This is a genomic window from Gemmatimonadota bacterium, from assembly GCA_040388625.1.
In the GTDB taxonomy this organism is placed as follows: Bacteria; Gemmatimonadota; Gemmatimonadetes; order Gemmatimonadales; family Gemmatimonadaceae; genus Fen-1247.
On the sequence record JAZKBK010000001.1, the window covers coordinates 681,939 to 697,756 of the forward strand.

The window sequence follows — 15,818 nt, forward strand, 5'->3', positions numbered from 1 at the left end:
ACGACACGGTAAGTATTCGAGAAAGCCGCCTTCGATGCGAAGGCGGCTTTCTTCATGACCGGGACGGGAATCGATGCAGCAAAAGACTCTTCTGATCGCAGCGCTGTGCGTTGCTGCTCCCTGCAGCGCGCAACGCATTTCCAAGCCAATCTCACCGCCGTCAAAAGCCGCCGCTCCTGCCGGTGATGCGGCGACGCTCCGCATCGGAGCGCAACGATACCGCCGTTCCCACGAAGCGACGATCCTGCATGAGTTCTCGGATCTTCTCGCGCTGCCGAACGTTGCCTCCGACCATCTGAATATTCGCCGCAATGCAGACATGCTCGTAGCGATGCTCAGGAAGCGAGGAGTCGATGCCCGCACGCTCGAGCTGGAAGGCGCGTCGCCGGCTGTCTATGGCGTACTCACGGCGCCGGGCGCGACGCACACCGTCATTCTGTATGCGCACTACGACGGCCAACCTGTCACCGCGTCGCAATGGGCAACGCCGCCCTGGTCGCCGACGCTTCGCGACAAATCACTGGCCGAGGGTGGAAAGACGATCGCGTTTCCTGTGGACAATACGACGCGCGTCAGTGGCGAGGCGCGCATCTATGCGCGGTCATCCGGCGACGACAAGGCAAGCATCGTCGCGATGCTTACCGCCCTCGACGCGCTACATGCGAGCGGGCGCAAGCCGTCGGTAAATGTCAAATTTCTTTTCGAGGGCGAGGAGGAAGCCGGCTCCCCTCATCTGCTCGCGATCCTGCAGCGCTATCGCGAGCTGCTGACGGGCGACGTGCTTTTGCTGTGTGACGGGCCCGAGCATCAGAGCGGCAAGCAGCAGTTGCTCTTTGGTGTACGTGGCACGGCGAGCATGGAGCTCACCGTTTATGGTGCCACGGCTGCGCTGCACAGCGGACACTACGGCAACTGGGCGCCCAATCCTGGCGCAATGCTCGCGAATCTCATCGCCAGCATGCGTGATGACGACGGCCACATCAGGATCGCCGGCTTCTACGACGACGTTGCGCCTGTCTCGCGCGCGGAGCGGGCCGCGATCCGAGCCGTGCCGCCGATCGATTCAGCGTTGCGCCGCTCGCTCGGTCTCGTTCGAACGGAGGACAACAACGCTCCACTCGCCGAGCGACTCATGGCACCAGCGCTCAACGTGCGCGGCCTGAGCTACGGCAGCGTTGGCGAGCACGCAGCGAATGTGATCTCGACGGAAGCGCACGCGTCCTTCGATTTCCGCCTGGTTCCAGACGAGACGCCGGAGCGCGTGCGCGAGATCGTTGACGGGCACATCCGAAAGCAGGGTTACTTCGTTACCAGCGACAGCGTGACGATGGCAATGCGATTGGCTCATCCGCGAATCGCGCGCGTGGTATGGGCGGCCGGTGGCTATCCCGCGAATCGCACCGCGATGGATTCACCGGTCGCGCGGGCCGTCATCAACGTCGCCGCCGACAGCACCGGGAAGCCACCCGTGGTGTTGCCGACGATGGGTGCCAGTGCGCCGAGTTACGTGTTCGCACAGACTCTGCACGTACCGGTGATCATCGTGCCGATCGCCAATTACGACGACAACCAGCACGCCGCGAATGAGAATCTGCGCGTCCAGAACCTGTGGGACGGCATCGAGCTGTATACGGAGATAATGGGCCGGATTGGGACGGTGGCTTGGCGGTAGGATAACCGGTATTGCGGGGCCGCGGTTCGGCGGTCATCGCAGCGTATTTGCGCCGACGCTAATCAACGCGCCGATCCGGTACGCCCGCGTAGGGCGCGGATTCTTCCGCGCCTGGCCCAATTGCGTGGTATCGGACCGTGATATCAACCGGGTTCATAAAATTTCGTCATCCCGCCGAGGATCGTGGTCGTCGTCCCGCCGAAGGTTGGGATGACGACTTACAACGCGACGACGTTCAACAATATCAGCGTTCATCCAAACCGGCGTTCATCCGATTCCGATTGCGCCTAAACGGGCCAGGCGCGGAAGAATCCGCGCCCTACGCAAGACCACCAATTCGGCGCGTCCGAAAGCGTCGTCGGAAACGCGTACCGATCCGGCGCGTGGCTCGTGCCGTCGAAAACGCGAACCCCTGCGGCGCGTGGGTGAACGTCGTCATCGCGCACACCGTCAAAGACGAAAAAGGGCTCCCGCATGGGAGCCCTCTCGTTCCTGCAGCCTGACCTGGCTATCTGCGATTACGCAGTCGCCGTCTCGGTCTGCTGCTGAGGATAGACGCTGATCTTGTAGCGCGTCTTGCTCTTGTGCTCGAACTTCACGACGCCGTCGATGAGAGAGTAGATCGTGTAGTCGGAGCCGAGTCCGACGTTGCGGCCCGGGTGCCACTTGGTGCCGCACTGGCGGACGATGATGTTGCCCGCGACCACGCGCTCGCCACCGAACTTCTTGACGCCACGGTACTGCGCGTTGCTGTCGCGACCGTTGCGAGTGGATCCTACGCCCTTTTTATGTGCCATGTTTTTCTAAGCCTCAGGCGAGTGTGATGTCGCCGATCTTGATCTCGGTGAAGCCCTGACGATGTCCCTGCTTGCGCGCGTAGTTCTTGCGGCGCTTCTGCTTGAAGACGATGATCTTCTCGCCGCGGCCGTGCTTGACGATCTCGGCGGCGACTGACGCGCCCTTGAGGGCCGGCACGCCGACGTGAGTATTCTTGTCATCGCTACCGAGCAGCACGTCGGAGAACGTGACTTTTGCTCCGGCGTCGCCGACAAGCGTAGGGATTCTGTAGGTTTTGCCGGGCTCGACGCGAAACTGCTTGCCGCCGGTTCGGATGATAGCGTATGGCATGGAATCGAATTGGTTTTGGTGCAGCCTTTAAGTATAGCGGTCCTGAGTGCGAAACGGTAGGGCGCGGATTCATCCCGACCGGGGCCTTTCCATGCGGAGTCCGTCCCTACTCCGTCCCTACTCCGTCCCCACTCCGTCCCCACTCCGTCCCCACTCCGTCCCTCGTGGGCGGGCGCGGGGGCCCGCCCCTACGGTGCGCGCTTTTGGGGCGATTTGTTTGCGGGCGGCCTTACGCCAACGCGTACTGCTGCGTCACATCCCGGCCTTGCGACTTCACAACCAACTTGAACTCATCCGGTCTAAGTAACGGATCATCACGCATTTCCAGCGAGAACGACGCTGACTTCTGGAGCTTCTGGACCAGGTCCCGCTCCTGCTCCAGAACGTACATCGCGACCTCCGGATGCAGCTTCACCAGCAGGTTGTCGCGACGACCTTCCAGCACCATCCGGCGCACCGACCGCTCCATCCGTCGCACTATCGTCTCCGGCGTGAAGACTCGCCCGCTGCCGTGACACGTGGGACACGCTTCCGTCATGCTCTGATAGTGACTCTGCCGGACCCGCTGGCGAGTCATCTCGATCAGACCGAGATCGCTTACCGCAAATGCCTTGGTCCGCGCGCGGTCGCGCGAGAGATGGTTCCGGATCTCCTGAAGCACCTTGTCACGGTTCGACTTGCTCTCCATGTCGATGAAGTCCGTGACGATGATCCCGCCCACGTCGCGCAATCTCAACTGGCGCGCAACCTCGGCCGCCGCCTCCATGTTGGTTCGAAGAACCGTCTGCTCGGGATCCTTCTTGCCCGTGTAACGCCCCGAGTTCACGTCGATCGAGACCAGCGCTTCGGTCGGCTCGATGATCAGATATCCGCCCGAGGGGAGATCGCAGCGACGCTTGAAGATGTCCCGGATCTCCGATTCGATCTCGAACTTGTCGAAGAGAGGCGGCTCCTCGGCGTGCAGCTTCACGCGCGGGATCAGATCCGGCGCGATGTCCTCCAGATAATCCACGATCTCGTTGAAGACCTGCTTGGAGTCCACCGTCAGCGAATCGACCTTGGCGCTGAACAGGTCGCGCACGAGTCCGCGCGTCAGACCGGTTTCACGATGGATCACCGCCGGTGCGCGGACGAATCGCGTCTTCTTCTTGATCCGCTTCCACTGCGATATCAGCGACTCGAGCTCGCGCTTGAGCATGTCCGGTGTCACGTCCTCGCTAACCGTGCGCACGATCACGCCGCCGACCTTCTCGGGCAGAAAGCCGCGGACCATCTCCTTGAGCCGCTGGCGCTCCGCACCGGCACCGATCTTTCGGCTCACGCCGACCTTGGTGCCGCCGTCTGGGATGTACACCAGGAACCGGCCCGCCAACGAGATCTGCGCGGTGACGCGCGGACCCTTGGTCGAGATCGGCTCCTTGGTCACCTGAACCAGAATGTCCTGACCCCGCTTGAGCGTGTCCTGGATCGGCGGGACCTTGCCGCGGCGGCCATTGCCACCGTTACCATGACCATTGCCGCCGCCGTTGCCGTTGGCGGGCTCGGCGTCATCGTCGTCATGATCGTCAGGATCGGAGTCGTCATCCGAATCGTCCGCCTGGACGTCGGACGCGTGGAGGAAGGCACTCTTCTCCGTCCCGATATTGACGAAGGCTGCCTGAATGCCGGGAAGGACGGCTTCCACCTTCCCAACGTAGATGTCGCCGATCATTCGGCGGTTGTCTGGACGGTCGACCAACAGCTCTACGAGGCGGTCGTCCTCCAGAATCGCGATGCGCGTTTCCCGCGCAGCCGCGTTTATGAGGATTTCACGTTTCATTGTAGCCCACGCAGGCCCGGGATCGTGTTACAGGGTCCCTGCCTCGGCGCGGTCCAAAAGAGAAATAGACTGGGGCGCCGGAGTAGCCGGCGCCAACATCACTAAAGTTACTTCCGGAGGGTCCGGAACGCCAGCCAAATCATTGCCAGAACGTAAGTTAGGCCGGCTTTCCACTCCCCGTGCTTCATGTAGAGGGCCGAATCGAAGCGGTTCATGGAGTCCGCATCGCCACGCCACGGCGCCGGCCGCGGGAAGAACAGCGGCACATTGGTCGCATAACGAGCGTACGCGTCCGGGAAGCGTCCCTGGATGTTCGCTATCTCGCGCTGCATCGTTGGATAGTAGATGAGCAGGAAGAACACGACGACCGCGACAAGCAGGCTCCAGTGCGCAGCCACGGCAAAGCCCGCGGCGATCAGAAAGCTGCCGAAGTACAACGGATTTCGAGTGTGCGCGTACGGCCCGCTCGTCGCGAGCCTCTCATTCTTGTCGATGTGGCCGGAGGCCCACGCACGCACCAGAACACCCGTCAACGCGATCGCTCCGCCAAGCACGAGCGAGCCAACGGTCGGGCGCGCGAACAGCACGTACGCAATTCCCAGAACGAAGCCCAGCGGGATGCGAATCGTCTTTGCGACTTCCGAAAGCGTCACGCGGTGAGCCCGCGCAGTATGTGGCGGCCGATCACGAGGCGCTGAATCTCCGACGTCCCCTCCCCGATCTCGCAGATCTTGGCGTCGCGCATCATTCGCTCGACCGGGTAGTCCTTCGTGTAGCCGTAGCCACCGTGGATCTGGACGGCCTTCGTGGTCGCACGCATCGCCAGCTCCGAGCAGAACAGCTTGGCCATCGCTGCTTCCTTGCCGAATGGCTTGCCGTGCTGCGACAGCCACGCCGCGTGGAATACGAGATGCCGCCCCGCCTCGATCTCTGTCGCCATGTCGGATAGCTGAAACTGCACGCCCTGGAAATCCGCGATTGGCTTCCCGAACTGCTTTCGTTCCGACGCGTATCTCAGCGCCTGCTCGTACGCACCCTCGGCGATCCCGAGCGACAGAGCGCCGATGCCGATACGACCCGAATCCAGCGTCTGCATGAAGTTCGTGAAGCCCTCACCCTCGTTGCCGAGGCGATTCTCCTCTGGAACCTCGACATCTTCGAATATCAGCTCGCGCGTGTCGGAGGAGCGCCAGCCGAGCTTGTCTTCCTTCTTGCCGGCGCGGAATCCCTTCATGGCTGGAAGCGACTCGTCGTGCCCTATTCCGATCTGCTTCGCTGTCTCGAGGTCGGTAGTCGGCTTGGTGAGAATGAACGAGCTGATTCCTTTGGTTCCGCGGCTCGGGTCCGTCACCGCGGTGACGACGAATATCTCGCCGACTCCGCCGTGCGTGATGAAGATCTTGGAACCGTTGATTATGTAGCGGTCCCCGCGCTTCTCCGCGCGTGTGCGCGTTCCGCCGGCGTCGCTTCCAGCCGAAGGTTCCGTGAGACCGAACCCGCCGAGCACCTTGCCGGACGCAAGCAGTGGGACGTAGCGCTTGCGTTGCGCATCGTTGCCGAACTTGACGATGGGCGACGTGCCGAGGGTCGTGTGGGCGGAGATCGTTATCGCGTGCGACGCATCGACTTTTGCCATCTCATGGATGGCGATGATGTAGGACGTGAGATCGAGACCGGCGCCGCCCAGTTCTTCCGGCCAGGGTACGCCGAGCAGCCCGAGCTCACCCATTCCCTTGACGTTGTCCCAGAGAAACTTTCCTTCCGCGTCGAGCTTCGCTGCAACCGGTGCGACGTGATCCCGCGCGAATCCGCGGACAGTGTCGCGCACTGCAAAATGTTGTTCGGAGAAGTAGAAGGAATCGTCCATTATCGGGTATCGTGTTATCCCTGATCGTCGGCCAGCGCAGCCATGAACCGCGCACCGAACCGCTCAGTCTTGACCGGTCCGATTCCGCGCAGTTCGCCGAACGCCGAGAGAGTGCGCGGACGGTGCACCGCGATCTGCCGGAGCGTCTTGTCGTCGAAGACAATATAGGCAGGGACCTCTTCTTCCCGCGCAATTTCGCGCCTGAGGGCACGGAGCCGATCGAACAGCTCCCGCGCCGGTGCCGGCAGGTCGTCAGCGGCATCCGGCGCTTCGCGGACGCGGCCGCGAGCCGGTTTTGGAACTGGACCGCCGCGGGCGCGGCCGGACGATCGGCTCCGGGCGGGCGATTCGTCCCTGGCTGGGCGCGGTGCCGCGGTCCCCTGACAATTGTCGCATCCCGAGCAGCTGTTGCCCGCCGCAGGATCGCCGAAATATCGAAGGACGAAGGCGCGCCGACAGCTCTTTGCGTATGCGTAGCGCTGAACGGCTTCCAGCTTCTCCAGCTCGGCCTCACGCCGCTGGTCCAGCGACTTCCAATCGACATTGAAGCTGTCCAGATCGCGGGAAGGTGCGACGAGCGTGATGCCGCCGCCGATCCTCTGCACGGTGACGAACTGACGGCTCTCGAGTAATTCCAGCGTGTCCTGGATTTCCATGGGCGCCCCGAGTCCGGACGGCAGCGATGCGATGTCGACAATCGCGCCGTCGTTCAGATCGTTGCCGGCGGCGCGCCAGAGAGCGCGAAGGACGCCAAGCGCGATGCCGTCGTCGGGATTGGACAGCTCTCGCTTGATGCGCGCGGGAGTGGCAAGCAGTCTCACGCGCACGAGCGATGCAGACTCCTGTGCCTTGACCGTCGCGCCCGCCTGTTCGAGCACCCGCAGCGCACTCTCGATGTCGCGGGCGTTGACCTTGCCGGGGACTGCGCTCGCCAGCTCTTCCGGCGACTCCGATATGGTTGCGGACCGGCTGGCGAGGCGCTGCAGCGTCGCGTAGACTCGCGTCACAAGCTCGCGCTCGGGATACGCGCCCTTGATGAAATACTCGTGAGTGAACCGATCCTGAAACGCGTGCAGCAGGATCGCCTCGGAGGGGAGGCCGTCACGCCCCGCGCGCCCCGCTTCCTGATAGTACGCCTCGAGCGTCCCGGGCATCGAATGATGAACGACAGCGCGGACGTTGGCCTTGTCGATGCCCATACCGAACGCGTTGGTCGCGACGATGACTCGCACGCGCTCGGTCATGAAATCCTCCTGAACTTCATGCCGGTGGACGTCGTCCAGGCCGGCGTGATATGCCGCGGCGGAAATCCCTTCGCGCTGCAACATCGACGCGATGCGCTCCACCGACTTGCGAGTCGCGGCGTACACGACGGTAAGCCCGGGTCGGTCGCTCAACACCTGAACCAGCAGTGCGTCCTTGCCGGCATCGTTGCGCGCAGGAACCACTGAATAGCTGAGATTGGTGCGATCGAATCCCGTGATCACGACCCTTGGATCGCGCAGTGCGAGCTGCCGCGCGATGTCACGCCTTACCGTTGGAGTTGCAGTGGCGGTCAGTGCGATGGTCGGCGGATCACCTAGCGCCTCACGCACGGCGCGCATCCGGAGATAACTCGGCCTGAAGTCATGACCCCACTGGCTGATGCAGTGAGCCTCGTCGATCGCAAGCAACGACACTCCGGCGCGACGCAGTTGCTCGGCCGTGCTGCCGGCATCGAAGCGCTCGGGCGCCATGTACAGCATCTTGAGCTCGCCGCGCGCGACGCGGGCCATGCGGTCGGAAACCTGGCCGTTGGTGAGCGTGCTGTTCACGAAAGCGGCGGCGATCCCCTTCGCCTCCAGGGCGTCGACCTGATCCTTCATCAACGAGATCAGCGGCGACACGACTACCGTGAGACCGGGGAGGAGCAACGCAGGCACCTGATAGCACAGCGATTTGCCGCCGCCGGTCGGCAGAATCACGAGCGTGTCGCGCCCCAGCAGCACAGACTCGACAGCGATCTCCTGGCCCGCCCGAAATGCGGGATATCCGAAGGCCTTGCTGAGCGTAGCGCGCGCGTCATCCAGAGTCGGGGCTGTCATGTCCGAATGATTCAGTGGATGCGCCCCGGCAGTCGAATCGATCCTGCTCTTCCCGCAGCAATGCTATCCAGCGGCGTATCCAGTGGAGCGCCCATCGATGTCGCGCCGATCAGACTGCTCGCGCAAAATGACCGCGCGTGAACGCTGAGCCGACGACCGATCGGACCGAGCTTCCCTGCACCACTTCACCGGATGCGAGCGAATCGATCAGCTGGCGGTAGCCGGCAACGACCTCGGTGACAGGATCGCCGGGCACGTTGAATACCGCGCTGAACGAGCGGACACCCAGGCTCCACAGTCGCGGTATGTATTCCGAGCCTTCGATGGGGCGCGAGTGCAACAGCCGATTGCGACATGCGCTGTCGGTTGCGACCGCGAATGTGTAGCCAGCCGGATCCGTCAGCGATACGTTGCTGTGTTTCTGCACGCAGAGATCGCGACACGTCGTCGGCTCCCGATCGAAAGCCGCGGACAGTACACAGTGCTCGATCGTCATTCCTTCCGGCCGGCCATACACAAGAACGTCGAACCCGCTTCCGCCCCACGGCGCCACGAGCTCGCCAAGCTCATCCACAGTCAACTCGATCGATGGAACGATCTGCCGAACGCCGCTCGCGAAAAGGTACGCCGCAGTATGCTGGTTGAAACAGTTCACCGCATAGTCTGCAACCACGTCGCGGCCCTGCCGAGCGAGCTCGACAACAAGTCCAACGTGACCCGAAACGATGGGCAGATCGAGAGCGAGCCACTTGTCCACGACTGCGCGATCTTCCGGACGGACGATGCTCGGTGTGCGAATGCGCAGCGTGACGCCAACTCCTGAAAGTTCAGTAGTTAACGCACGGACGCGTGACACGGGCGGCGTCGGGTGGCGCAGGAACGGATCGAGCACGATCTCCGTGGCGCCAGCGGCAGCTGCAGTGCGCGCGTCGGCGAGATCGTACACGTGCGCCGACAGCGTTGGCCTGTCGCTCGCCGAGGTCCGGTTCACCGTCACTTCCGTAATCGCCCTCGAGATCCGTTCGGCGCGCTCACCGAGCCGTTCTGCGTTGCCCCACTCGACCCGTTGCTCCAGATCGGCGATGGCGCTCTGACGCATGTGATTCAGAACGCTTACGGGAATGAACTGACCCGCCGCAAGCCCGTTCGTGTCCACGTCGCGCAGCGCGAAGGCGGTCTCGCCAAGCCGGCCCAGCTGTTCACGCAGCTGTGTGACGTCGAGCGCGCGCTTCGACGCCGCCGCGAGTGCGATGTCACTGCGTACGACGACGTCGCCGACGTCCGACCTGAACACGAGCTTGAGCGGTGATCCCACGCTCCCGAACGCGGCGACGTCGACGGGACGCTTGCGAGCGGGTGCCAGCTCGACCGAATCGAAGCTCGCCCGCGCACGAGCGAGAAGCGTGGCGTCGGAGCTGCGAACCACGACCGCGCCAACCTGCGGATGCGCACGCAACGTCAGCGCCTGACGCAGTGTTCCCTTCACCTCGCCAAGAGTGCGCACCGAGGTAACAGTCGCTCCGATGGTCTCGACTCCGCGGCCACCCTCGAACGCGATTCCATCGCCTGCTTCGATTCGCGCCGAAACTTCTACGACTACTTCACGCGCACCGACTCCCACAACGGTGCCCAACTCCACACCACGATTGTCCGGTTGGTCACGCGTGACGTACTCGCGACCAGCACGGCCACGGTACATTCCGGGTGTGAAGCCGCGGCTGAAGATCTGAACCAGATCCTGCACTTCCTCGACAGCCGGCGGCGTCGTATCGCCTTCACCAACGCGGGTGAGAAAATCGCGATATCCACGTGTCACGGTTGCGACGTACTCTGGTCGCTTCTTGCGTCCTTCGATCTTGAGACAACGCACACCGGCATCTGCGATGTCGGCCAGCGAGTCGTACGCGCCAAGGTCCTTCGCCGAAATCAGGAAGCCGGTGTCGAGCGTCTCGCCCGTCGTGGAATCCGTGAGCGTGTAGTCCTTGCGGCACGACTGCGCGCATGATCCGCGATTGGCACTGCGCTCCGAGATCATCCCGGACATGTAGCACTGGCCGCTGTACGAGATGCAGAGCGCACCGTGTATGAACGATTCGAGGCCGAGTTGCGGCACGGCGGAGTGAATCGCGCGAATGTCCTCGATCGAATTCTCGCGCGCCAGCACTACGCGATCGATTCCCAGCTCCAGCATCAATCGCGCGCCGGATTCGTCGTGCACGGTCATCTGCGTCGAGCCGTGTATCTCGAACCCTGGATACACCTTGTCGATCAGCCTGACGAGCCCGATATCCTGAACGATCGCCGCGTCGATCCCACGATCGATAGCCTGTCCCAGGAAATCGAGCGCATCAGTGAGCTCGGCGGGCTTCACGAGCGTGTTGAGCGTGAGGTAGATCCGCGTCCCCCGGGAGTGCGCCAGCGCACATGCAGCCTCGAGCTCGTCCAGCGTCAGCTGGGCTCCCTCGTCCCGGGCGTTGAACTTCTCGGCGCCCAGGTACACGGAGTCGGCGCCGTTCGCGACGGCGGCCCGAACGGCGTCCAGAGAGCCGGCAGGTGAGAGAAGTTCGGGAATGTTTCGGGTGGTCTTCACCCTCGCAATCTAATTACGCTCTCGGACGTGCGAAACGGAGCAGAAACGCACCCAGAAGGCACGCGATCGCGGCAAGGCGATACGCGGTCACGCCAGACCTGATCGAGAACGCGAACAGCACGATCGCGCAAATCGCCAATCCGATCTTGAACGAGTCGATGCGTCTCATGCTTTGTTCGTGAACCGTAGAACGCCGCTGCGGAAGTCTTCGGTGCTTCGGGCGGCGACGTTCGTACGCGCGCCAGCTAGCACGCCTTCGCGGAAATCCAGGCCGTCGAGCTGATAGAACAGTGTCTTGGTGAGCGCCTGCGCGCTCACGGACGATTCGGCGATCTCGCGCGCGATTAGCTCCGCAGCTTCTGCAAAATCGTCGCCCCCACCGCCGATCACGCGACTCACGAGACCCATGTCGAGCGCTTCGGCGGCGGTAATGCGTCGCCCGCTCGCGACCAGGTCATAGGCGCGCTTCTCGCCAACCGAGCGCCGGAGCATCGTCATCACCATCGCAGGGACGAAGCCGACGAGAACTTCCGGGTAGCCAAACTGCGCGTCTTCGTGCGCGATCACGATGTCGGCGGCGGTCGCAAGCCCTGCACCGCCCGCAAGCGCACGACCACGCACGGCCGCGATCACGGGCTTGGGCATCTCCCGCATCGCGATGAATACGCGTCCGAGCGCCTCCGCGTCGGCATAGTGTTCTTCGGCAGTTGCGCCGAGCATGCCCGCGAGCTCCTTGAGATCGGCGCCAGCGCAGAAGTCGGCGCCGTCGGCGGAAAGCAGCACCGCATGAGTGCCGGTGTGCTGTGCGCACGACGTGAAGGCCTGCAACAGCTCGTGCGTCGTCTCGTGATCGAGCGCGTTGCGCTTCTCCGGCCGCGCTAGCGTGATGCGCGCGAGTACGCCGTCGGACTCGACGCGAATGCGGTTCATGCTGACGGCAGACCCAGCGCGCGCGCCTCGGCGTCCGGTACGTCGAGCATCATGCGCAGCAGCGCCGTCGAGTACACCTTTCCCTGCGCGTCAGTCTTGAGCGACAGCGTTCCACCGCCCCCAAGGGCGCCGTGCAATAGGAAGTTGAGAGCGTTCAAGTTCGGCAGCTCGAAGCGATCGACCTCGCCCTCGATCATCCCGGCGAAGTGTTGCGTGACGCGCGCCTGCGTCAACTCGCGGGCGATGAGCGGAAACCACTCAGGCCGATTGGCGATGACGCCAACGTTCGCGGTATCGCCCTTGTCACCGGATCGCGCGTGCGCGATGTCGAGCAATCGTACTTTCATCAGACGATCTCCACATGAGTCTGCACGACTGTCTTGTCTATCAGTGCCGGCCAGTAGGCAACGATCTCTTCCACTTTCGGGCGTCCGCCAGCGAAACCGGTGACGCCGGGCGGTCCGTTCAGCACGAGCGGTGCAATCTCGCGCGTGAAGCGCTCGACGGTTGCGCGATCATCCGACCGCACACCGACACGCAGTTGAATTTCTGGCGCATTCCTCCCCGCGTCACCAGCGAGTGGGCCATGCGTGGCGGATGCACCGACGAACTCTGTGAGAATCTCATCGAAGCGCAGGCCCAGGCGCTCCAGTCGCTCGCGGAGGATACGATCGGCGAGCTGCGCCTTTTCAAGCGCGTCAGGCCACGAATACACGAGCGTGCCCACGGCCTTGTACCCGGATTTATATGCGATCGATACCTTGAGCTTGTCAGTCGGTGCGTAGCCCTTGATTCCGAATACTCGAACGCGATCCGGTCCGGCGTCTTCGATGCGGATCGTGGAGAAATCGGCAATCACGTCCGGCGTGATGTAACCGTGAGGATCGCCCATCTCATAAACGAGCTGCTCGGATACCGTCTGCACCGACACACGTCCGCCGGTGTTCGGATGCTTGGTGACGACAAAGCTCCCGTCCTCGTACGCGTCGGCGATCGGGTAGCCGACGTTGGCGAGATCGGGAATGTTGCGCCAGTCATACTGGCAGTTGCCGCCGGAGCTCTGCGCGCCGCACTCCAGTATGTGCCCGGCGACGATCCCGGCAGCAAGCCGGTCGTAATCCGTGTCCTTCCAGCCGTACTCGAACCGGATGGGCGCCATTGTGAGAGCGGTATCGGTGGAGCGGCCCGTAATGACGACCTGCGCCTTGCGCGACAGAGCCTCGACGATCGGTTTGGAGCCGATATACGCATTGGCTGACAGGACGCGATCGCGCACCGTCTCGAGCGGCTCGCCGGTTTCCATGTGCGCCAGAGCATGTCCCTGCTCCACCAGCTCGTTAAGCCGCGGCAGCAGATCGTCGCCGGTCACCACGCCAATGCGCAGCGACTTGCCCCGCTTCTTCGCCACGCCCTGAATGGCCGTCGCGCACGCGGGCGGATTCACACCGCCTGCATTCGCGATGACACGCACTCCGCGCTCGGTCACCGCCTCGAGCACGGAATCCATCGCGCCAACGAAATCGCGCGCGTAACCCATCGTCGGATCACGCTCCTTCTGCTTCTGCAGAATCGACATCGTGACCTCGGCGAGGTAGTCGAGCATCAGATAGTCGACCGGTCCGTTCTCCACCTGCTGGCGAGGTGCGTCGAGCGAGTCGCCCCAGAATCCCTGTCCGCTTGCGACGCGGACTACGCGTTCAGTCATTTTATAATCAGGCTATGTGCGTTGGAAGAACGAATGGCCCAAGGTGCGGACCGGGATTGTTGAGCGATGCCGTAAGCGCCGTAATGATCGCAGAGCGCGTGTCTTCAGGGTGAATTATCGCATCCACGTAACCGCGGGCGGCGGCGTACCGCGCATCGAGCTGATGCTCGTAATCCGCGCGCATCTCGTCCACGACGGCAGAGACTTCATCCTTCAAATCGCCGCCTGCCTTGCGGGCCGCGTCGATCGCGGGGCCGTGCACCGCCTGGATCGCGGCCTCGCCCTCCATCACGCCCATGCGCCCCGTGGGCCACGTGAAGACGAAGTCCGGATCGAAACCCTGAGCCGCCATCGCGTAGTACCCCGCGCCCGACGCATGATTTACCGTGAGCACGATCTTCGCCACGCGAGTCGTCGCCATGGCTTCGACGAGTCGCGCGCCAGCACGAATGATTCCTTCGTGCTCGGCTTCCGGCCCAACCATGAAGCCGGACACGTCCTGCACGAACAGAATCGGGATGCGCTGTCTATCACAACGGTCGATGAAGTACGCCATCTTCTCGGCGGATTCCGCGTAGATGATTCCGCCGAACCGCGGCTTCTCGCCGGGACGTCCCTTCACCAGTCCGCGCTGGTTGGCAATGACAGCGATCGGAATACCCCCGATGCGCGCGTCACCGCAGATCACTTCCTTGGCCAGCTCGCCCTGAAATTCATCCAGCGCGCCGTCATCGACGATGAGCCTGAGCAGCGCATGCATGTCATAAGACATGCGATGGTCGCTCGGCAGCAGGTCCGCGATAGCCGGATCTGTGGTCACACGCTCGACCGGCGCCGGCACTGCGGGACGCGGCAGACGCGAGATCAGCTCGCGGATCTTGGCGATGCACGACGCGTCGTCATCCACCGCGTAGTGCGCGACACCGCTCACCTGCGTGTGTGTCTCGGCGCCGCCAAGCGTCTCACTGTCGATTACCTGACCCGTAGCACCCTTTACCAGATTGGGACCGCCGAGCCCCATGAAGGATGTTCCCTTCACCATGAGAATGACATCGGACAAGGCGGGGAGATACGCGCCGCCCGCGATGCACTGGCCCATTACCGCGGCGATTTGCGGGATACGCAGGTAACGTCGCATCACCGAGTTGTAATAGAAGATGCGACTCGCGCCGAACTGCCCCGGGAATACTCCGCCCTGATACGGCAGATTCACTCCTGCAGAGTCGACCAGATACACGATCGGGATCGTGCACCGCATCGCTATTTCCTGCGCGCGCAGAATCTTCCTGATCGTCTCGGGCCACCATGAGCCCGCCTTCACGGTCGGGTCGTTCGCAACTACCACGACCTCCCGGCCGTCAACTACTGACAGGCCGGTTACAACGCCGGCCGACGGCGCCTGGCCATCGTACTGATCGTACGCGACGAGCAGGCCGATCTCTAGAAAGCTGCTGCCCGGGTCGCACAACAACGCGACCCTTTCGCGTGCCGACAGCTTGCCCTGCGCGTGGAGCTTCTCGATCTTCTTTGCGCCGCCGCCCTGCTCGAGCCTGTTCTCGAGTTCCCGAAGGTCGGCGTCAAGCGACTGCAGTCGCGACGTCACGCTGTCTGGCTTTCGCGCGCCTCGAACCAGTCGTGGATGTAATCCACGAGCTCGCTGGTGGGCGTGCCAGGTCCGAACAGCCGCCCCGTGCCGCGAGCCTCGAGCGCATCCATGTCCTCGCGCGGAATGATCCCGCCGCCGGTCACGAGTATGTCGTCACGTCCGTCAGCGCGCAGCAGATCGAGTACGCGCGGTATGAGCGTCATGTGCGCGCCGCTCAGAATGGAAAGCCCGACGACGTCGACGTCCTCCTGGATCGCAGCGGTCGCGATCATCTCGGGAGTCTGATGCAGGCCGGTGTAGATGACCTCCATCCCTGCGTCGCGCAGTGCGGCCGCAACTACTTTGGCGCCACGGTCGTGGCCGTCCAGTCCCGGTTTGGCGACTAGCACTCGGATAGGGCGCATCTGTTTCTATTGC

General features: G+C 63.2%; 14 protein-coding genes. 1 reads left to right on the forward strand and 13 read right to left on the reverse strand.

The features are described 5' to 3' along the window. The first annotated feature begins 73 nt into the window (after window positions 1-73). Window positions 74-1,672: a M20/M25/M40 family metallo-hydrolase gene (locus tag V4529_03240; protein ID MES2357337.1), complete on the forward strand. Its 1,599-nt coding sequence runs from the start codon at window positions 74-76 to the stop codon at window positions 1,670-1,672. 518 nt (window positions 1,673-2,190) lie between these two features. On the opposite strand, the gene rpmA is transcribed toward V4529_03240, so the two are convergent. The 13 genes from rpmA to V4529_03305 all read right to left on the reverse strand — a co-directional run bounded on the left by rpmA (window position 2,191) and on the right by V4529_03305 (window position 15,805). After that, window positions 2,191-2,469, reverse strand: coding sequence for a 50S ribosomal protein L27 (rpmA, locus tag V4529_03245; protein MES2357338.1), 279 nt, complete (start codon window positions 2,467-2,469; stop codon window positions 2,191-2,193). Window positions 2,470-2,482: 13 nt separating this feature from the next. Beyond that, window positions 2,483-2,800 carry a 50S ribosomal protein L21 gene (gene rplU / locus V4529_03250; GenBank protein ID MES2357339.1) on the reverse strand — a complete coding sequence of 106 codons (318 nt, stop codon included), beginning with the start codon at window positions 2,798-2,800 and terminating at the stop codon, window positions 2,483-2,485. Between the two features lie 229 nt (window positions 2,801-3,029). Further along, window positions 3,030-4,619 (reverse strand): Rne/Rng family ribonuclease, encoded by a 1,590-nt coding sequence (locus V4529_03255; GenBank protein ID MES2357340.1) that lies wholly within the window; start codon window positions 4,617-4,619, stop codon window positions 3,030-3,032. 107 nt (window positions 4,620-4,726) lie between these two features. After that, window positions 4,727-5,272: an isoprenylcysteine carboxylmethyltransferase family protein gene (locus V4529_03260; protein ID MES2357341.1), complete on the reverse strand. Its 546-nt coding sequence runs from the start codon at window positions 5,270-5,272 to the stop codon at window positions 4,727-4,729. Further along, window positions 5,269-6,486: an acyl-CoA dehydrogenase gene (locus tag V4529_03265; protein MES2357342.1), complete on the reverse strand. Its 1,218-nt coding sequence runs from the start codon at window positions 6,484-6,486 to the stop codon at window positions 5,269-5,271. The genes V4529_03260 and V4529_03265 overlap by 4 nt, the downstream gene beginning before the upstream one ends. Before the next feature lie 14 nt (window positions 6,487-6,500). Next, window positions 6,501-8,570: an ATP-dependent DNA helicase RecQ gene (locus tag V4529_03270; protein MES2357343.1), complete on the reverse strand. Its 2,070-nt coding sequence runs from the start codon at window positions 8,568-8,570 to the stop codon at window positions 6,501-6,503. A 109-nt stretch (window positions 8,571-8,679) separates the two neighbouring features. Next, a complete protein-coding gene (locus V4529_03275) occupies window positions 8,680-11,160 on the reverse strand; it encodes a DUF3656 domain-containing protein (GenBank protein ID MES2357344.1) in 2,481 nt (826 codons plus the stop codon). A 13-nt stretch (window positions 11,161-11,173) separates the two neighbouring features. Continuing rightward, complete coding sequence (locus V4529_03280; GenBank protein MES2357345.1) at window positions 11,174-11,329, reverse strand: hypothetical protein; 156 nt, start codon at window positions 11,327-11,329, stop codon at window positions 11,174-11,176. Beyond that, complete coding sequence (locus tag V4529_03285) at window positions 11,326-12,090, reverse strand: enoyl-CoA hydratase/isomerase family protein (protein ID MES2357346.1); 765 nt, start codon at window positions 12,088-12,090, stop codon at window positions 11,326-11,328. Before V4529_03285 ends, V4529_03280 begins: the two co-directional genes overlap by 4 nt. Beyond that, complete coding sequence (locus tag V4529_03290; GenBank protein ID MES2357347.1) at window positions 12,087-12,437, reverse strand: hypothetical protein; 351 nt, start codon at window positions 12,435-12,437, stop codon at window positions 12,087-12,089. Before V4529_03290 ends, V4529_03285 begins: the two co-directional genes overlap by 4 nt. Continuing rightward, window positions 12,437-13,795 (reverse strand): acyclic terpene utilization AtuA family protein, encoded by a 1,359-nt coding sequence (locus V4529_03295; protein MES2357348.1) that lies wholly within the window; start codon window positions 13,793-13,795, stop codon window positions 12,437-12,439. The genes V4529_03290 and V4529_03295 overlap by 1 nt, the downstream gene beginning before the upstream one ends. A 7-nt stretch (window positions 13,796-13,802) precedes the next feature. Next, window positions 13,803-15,398: a carboxyl transferase domain-containing protein gene (locus V4529_03300; protein MES2357349.1), complete on the reverse strand. Its 1,596-nt coding sequence runs from the start codon at window positions 15,396-15,398 to the stop codon at window positions 13,803-13,805. Beyond that, the gene (locus V4529_03305) at window positions 15,395-15,805 is read right to left on the reverse strand and encodes a cobalamin B12-binding domain-containing protein (protein ID MES2357350.1); all 411 of its coding nucleotides are present in this window, start codon (window positions 15,803-15,805) and stop codon (window positions 15,395-15,397) included. Before V4529_03305 ends, V4529_03300 begins: the two co-directional genes overlap by 4 nt. Between the last annotated feature and the right edge of the window lie 13 nt (window positions 15,806-15,818).

Excerpts from the sequence above, each read along its gene's own strand:
- V4529_03240 (MES2357337.1), top strand. The coding sequence starts at position 74 with ATGCAGCAAAAGACTCTTCTGATCGCAGCGCTGTGCGTTGCTGCTCCC.
- rpmA (MES2357338.1), bottom strand. The coding sequence starts at position 2,469 with ATGGCACATAAAAAGGGCGTAGGATCCACTCGCAACGGTCGCGACAGC.
- rplU (MES2357339.1), bottom strand. The coding sequence starts at position 2,800 with ATGCCATACGCTATCATCCGAACCGGCGGCAAGCAGTTTCGCGTCGAG.
- V4529_03255 (MES2357340.1), bottom strand. The coding sequence starts at position 4,619 with ATGAAACGTGAAATCCTCATAAACGCGGCTGCGCGGGAAACGCGCATC.
- V4529_03265 (MES2357342.1), bottom strand. The coding sequence starts at position 6,486 with ATGGACGATTCCTTCTACTTCTCCGAACAACATTTTGCAGTGCGCGAC.
- V4529_03270 (MES2357343.1), bottom strand. The coding sequence starts at position 8,570 with ATGACAGCCCCGACTCTGGATGACGCGCGCGCTACGCTCAGCAAGGCC.
- V4529_03280 (MES2357345.1), bottom strand. The coding sequence starts at position 11,329 with ATGAGACGCATCGACTCGTTCAAGATCGGATTGGCGATTTGCGCGATC.
- V4529_03285 (MES2357346.1), bottom strand. The coding sequence starts at position 12,090 with ATGAACCGCATTCGCGTCGAGTCCGACGGCGTACTCGCGCGCATCACG.
- V4529_03290 (MES2357347.1), bottom strand. The coding sequence starts at position 12,437 with ATGAAAGTACGATTGCTCGACATCGCGCACGCGCGATCCGGTGACAAG.
- V4529_03295 (MES2357348.1), bottom strand. The coding sequence starts at position 13,795 with ATGACTGAACGCGTAGTCCGCGTCGCAAGCGGACAGGGATTCTGGGGC.
- V4529_03305 (MES2357350.1), bottom strand. The coding sequence starts at position 15,805 with ATGCGCCCTATCCGAGTGCTAGTCGCCAAACCGGGACTGGACGGCCAC.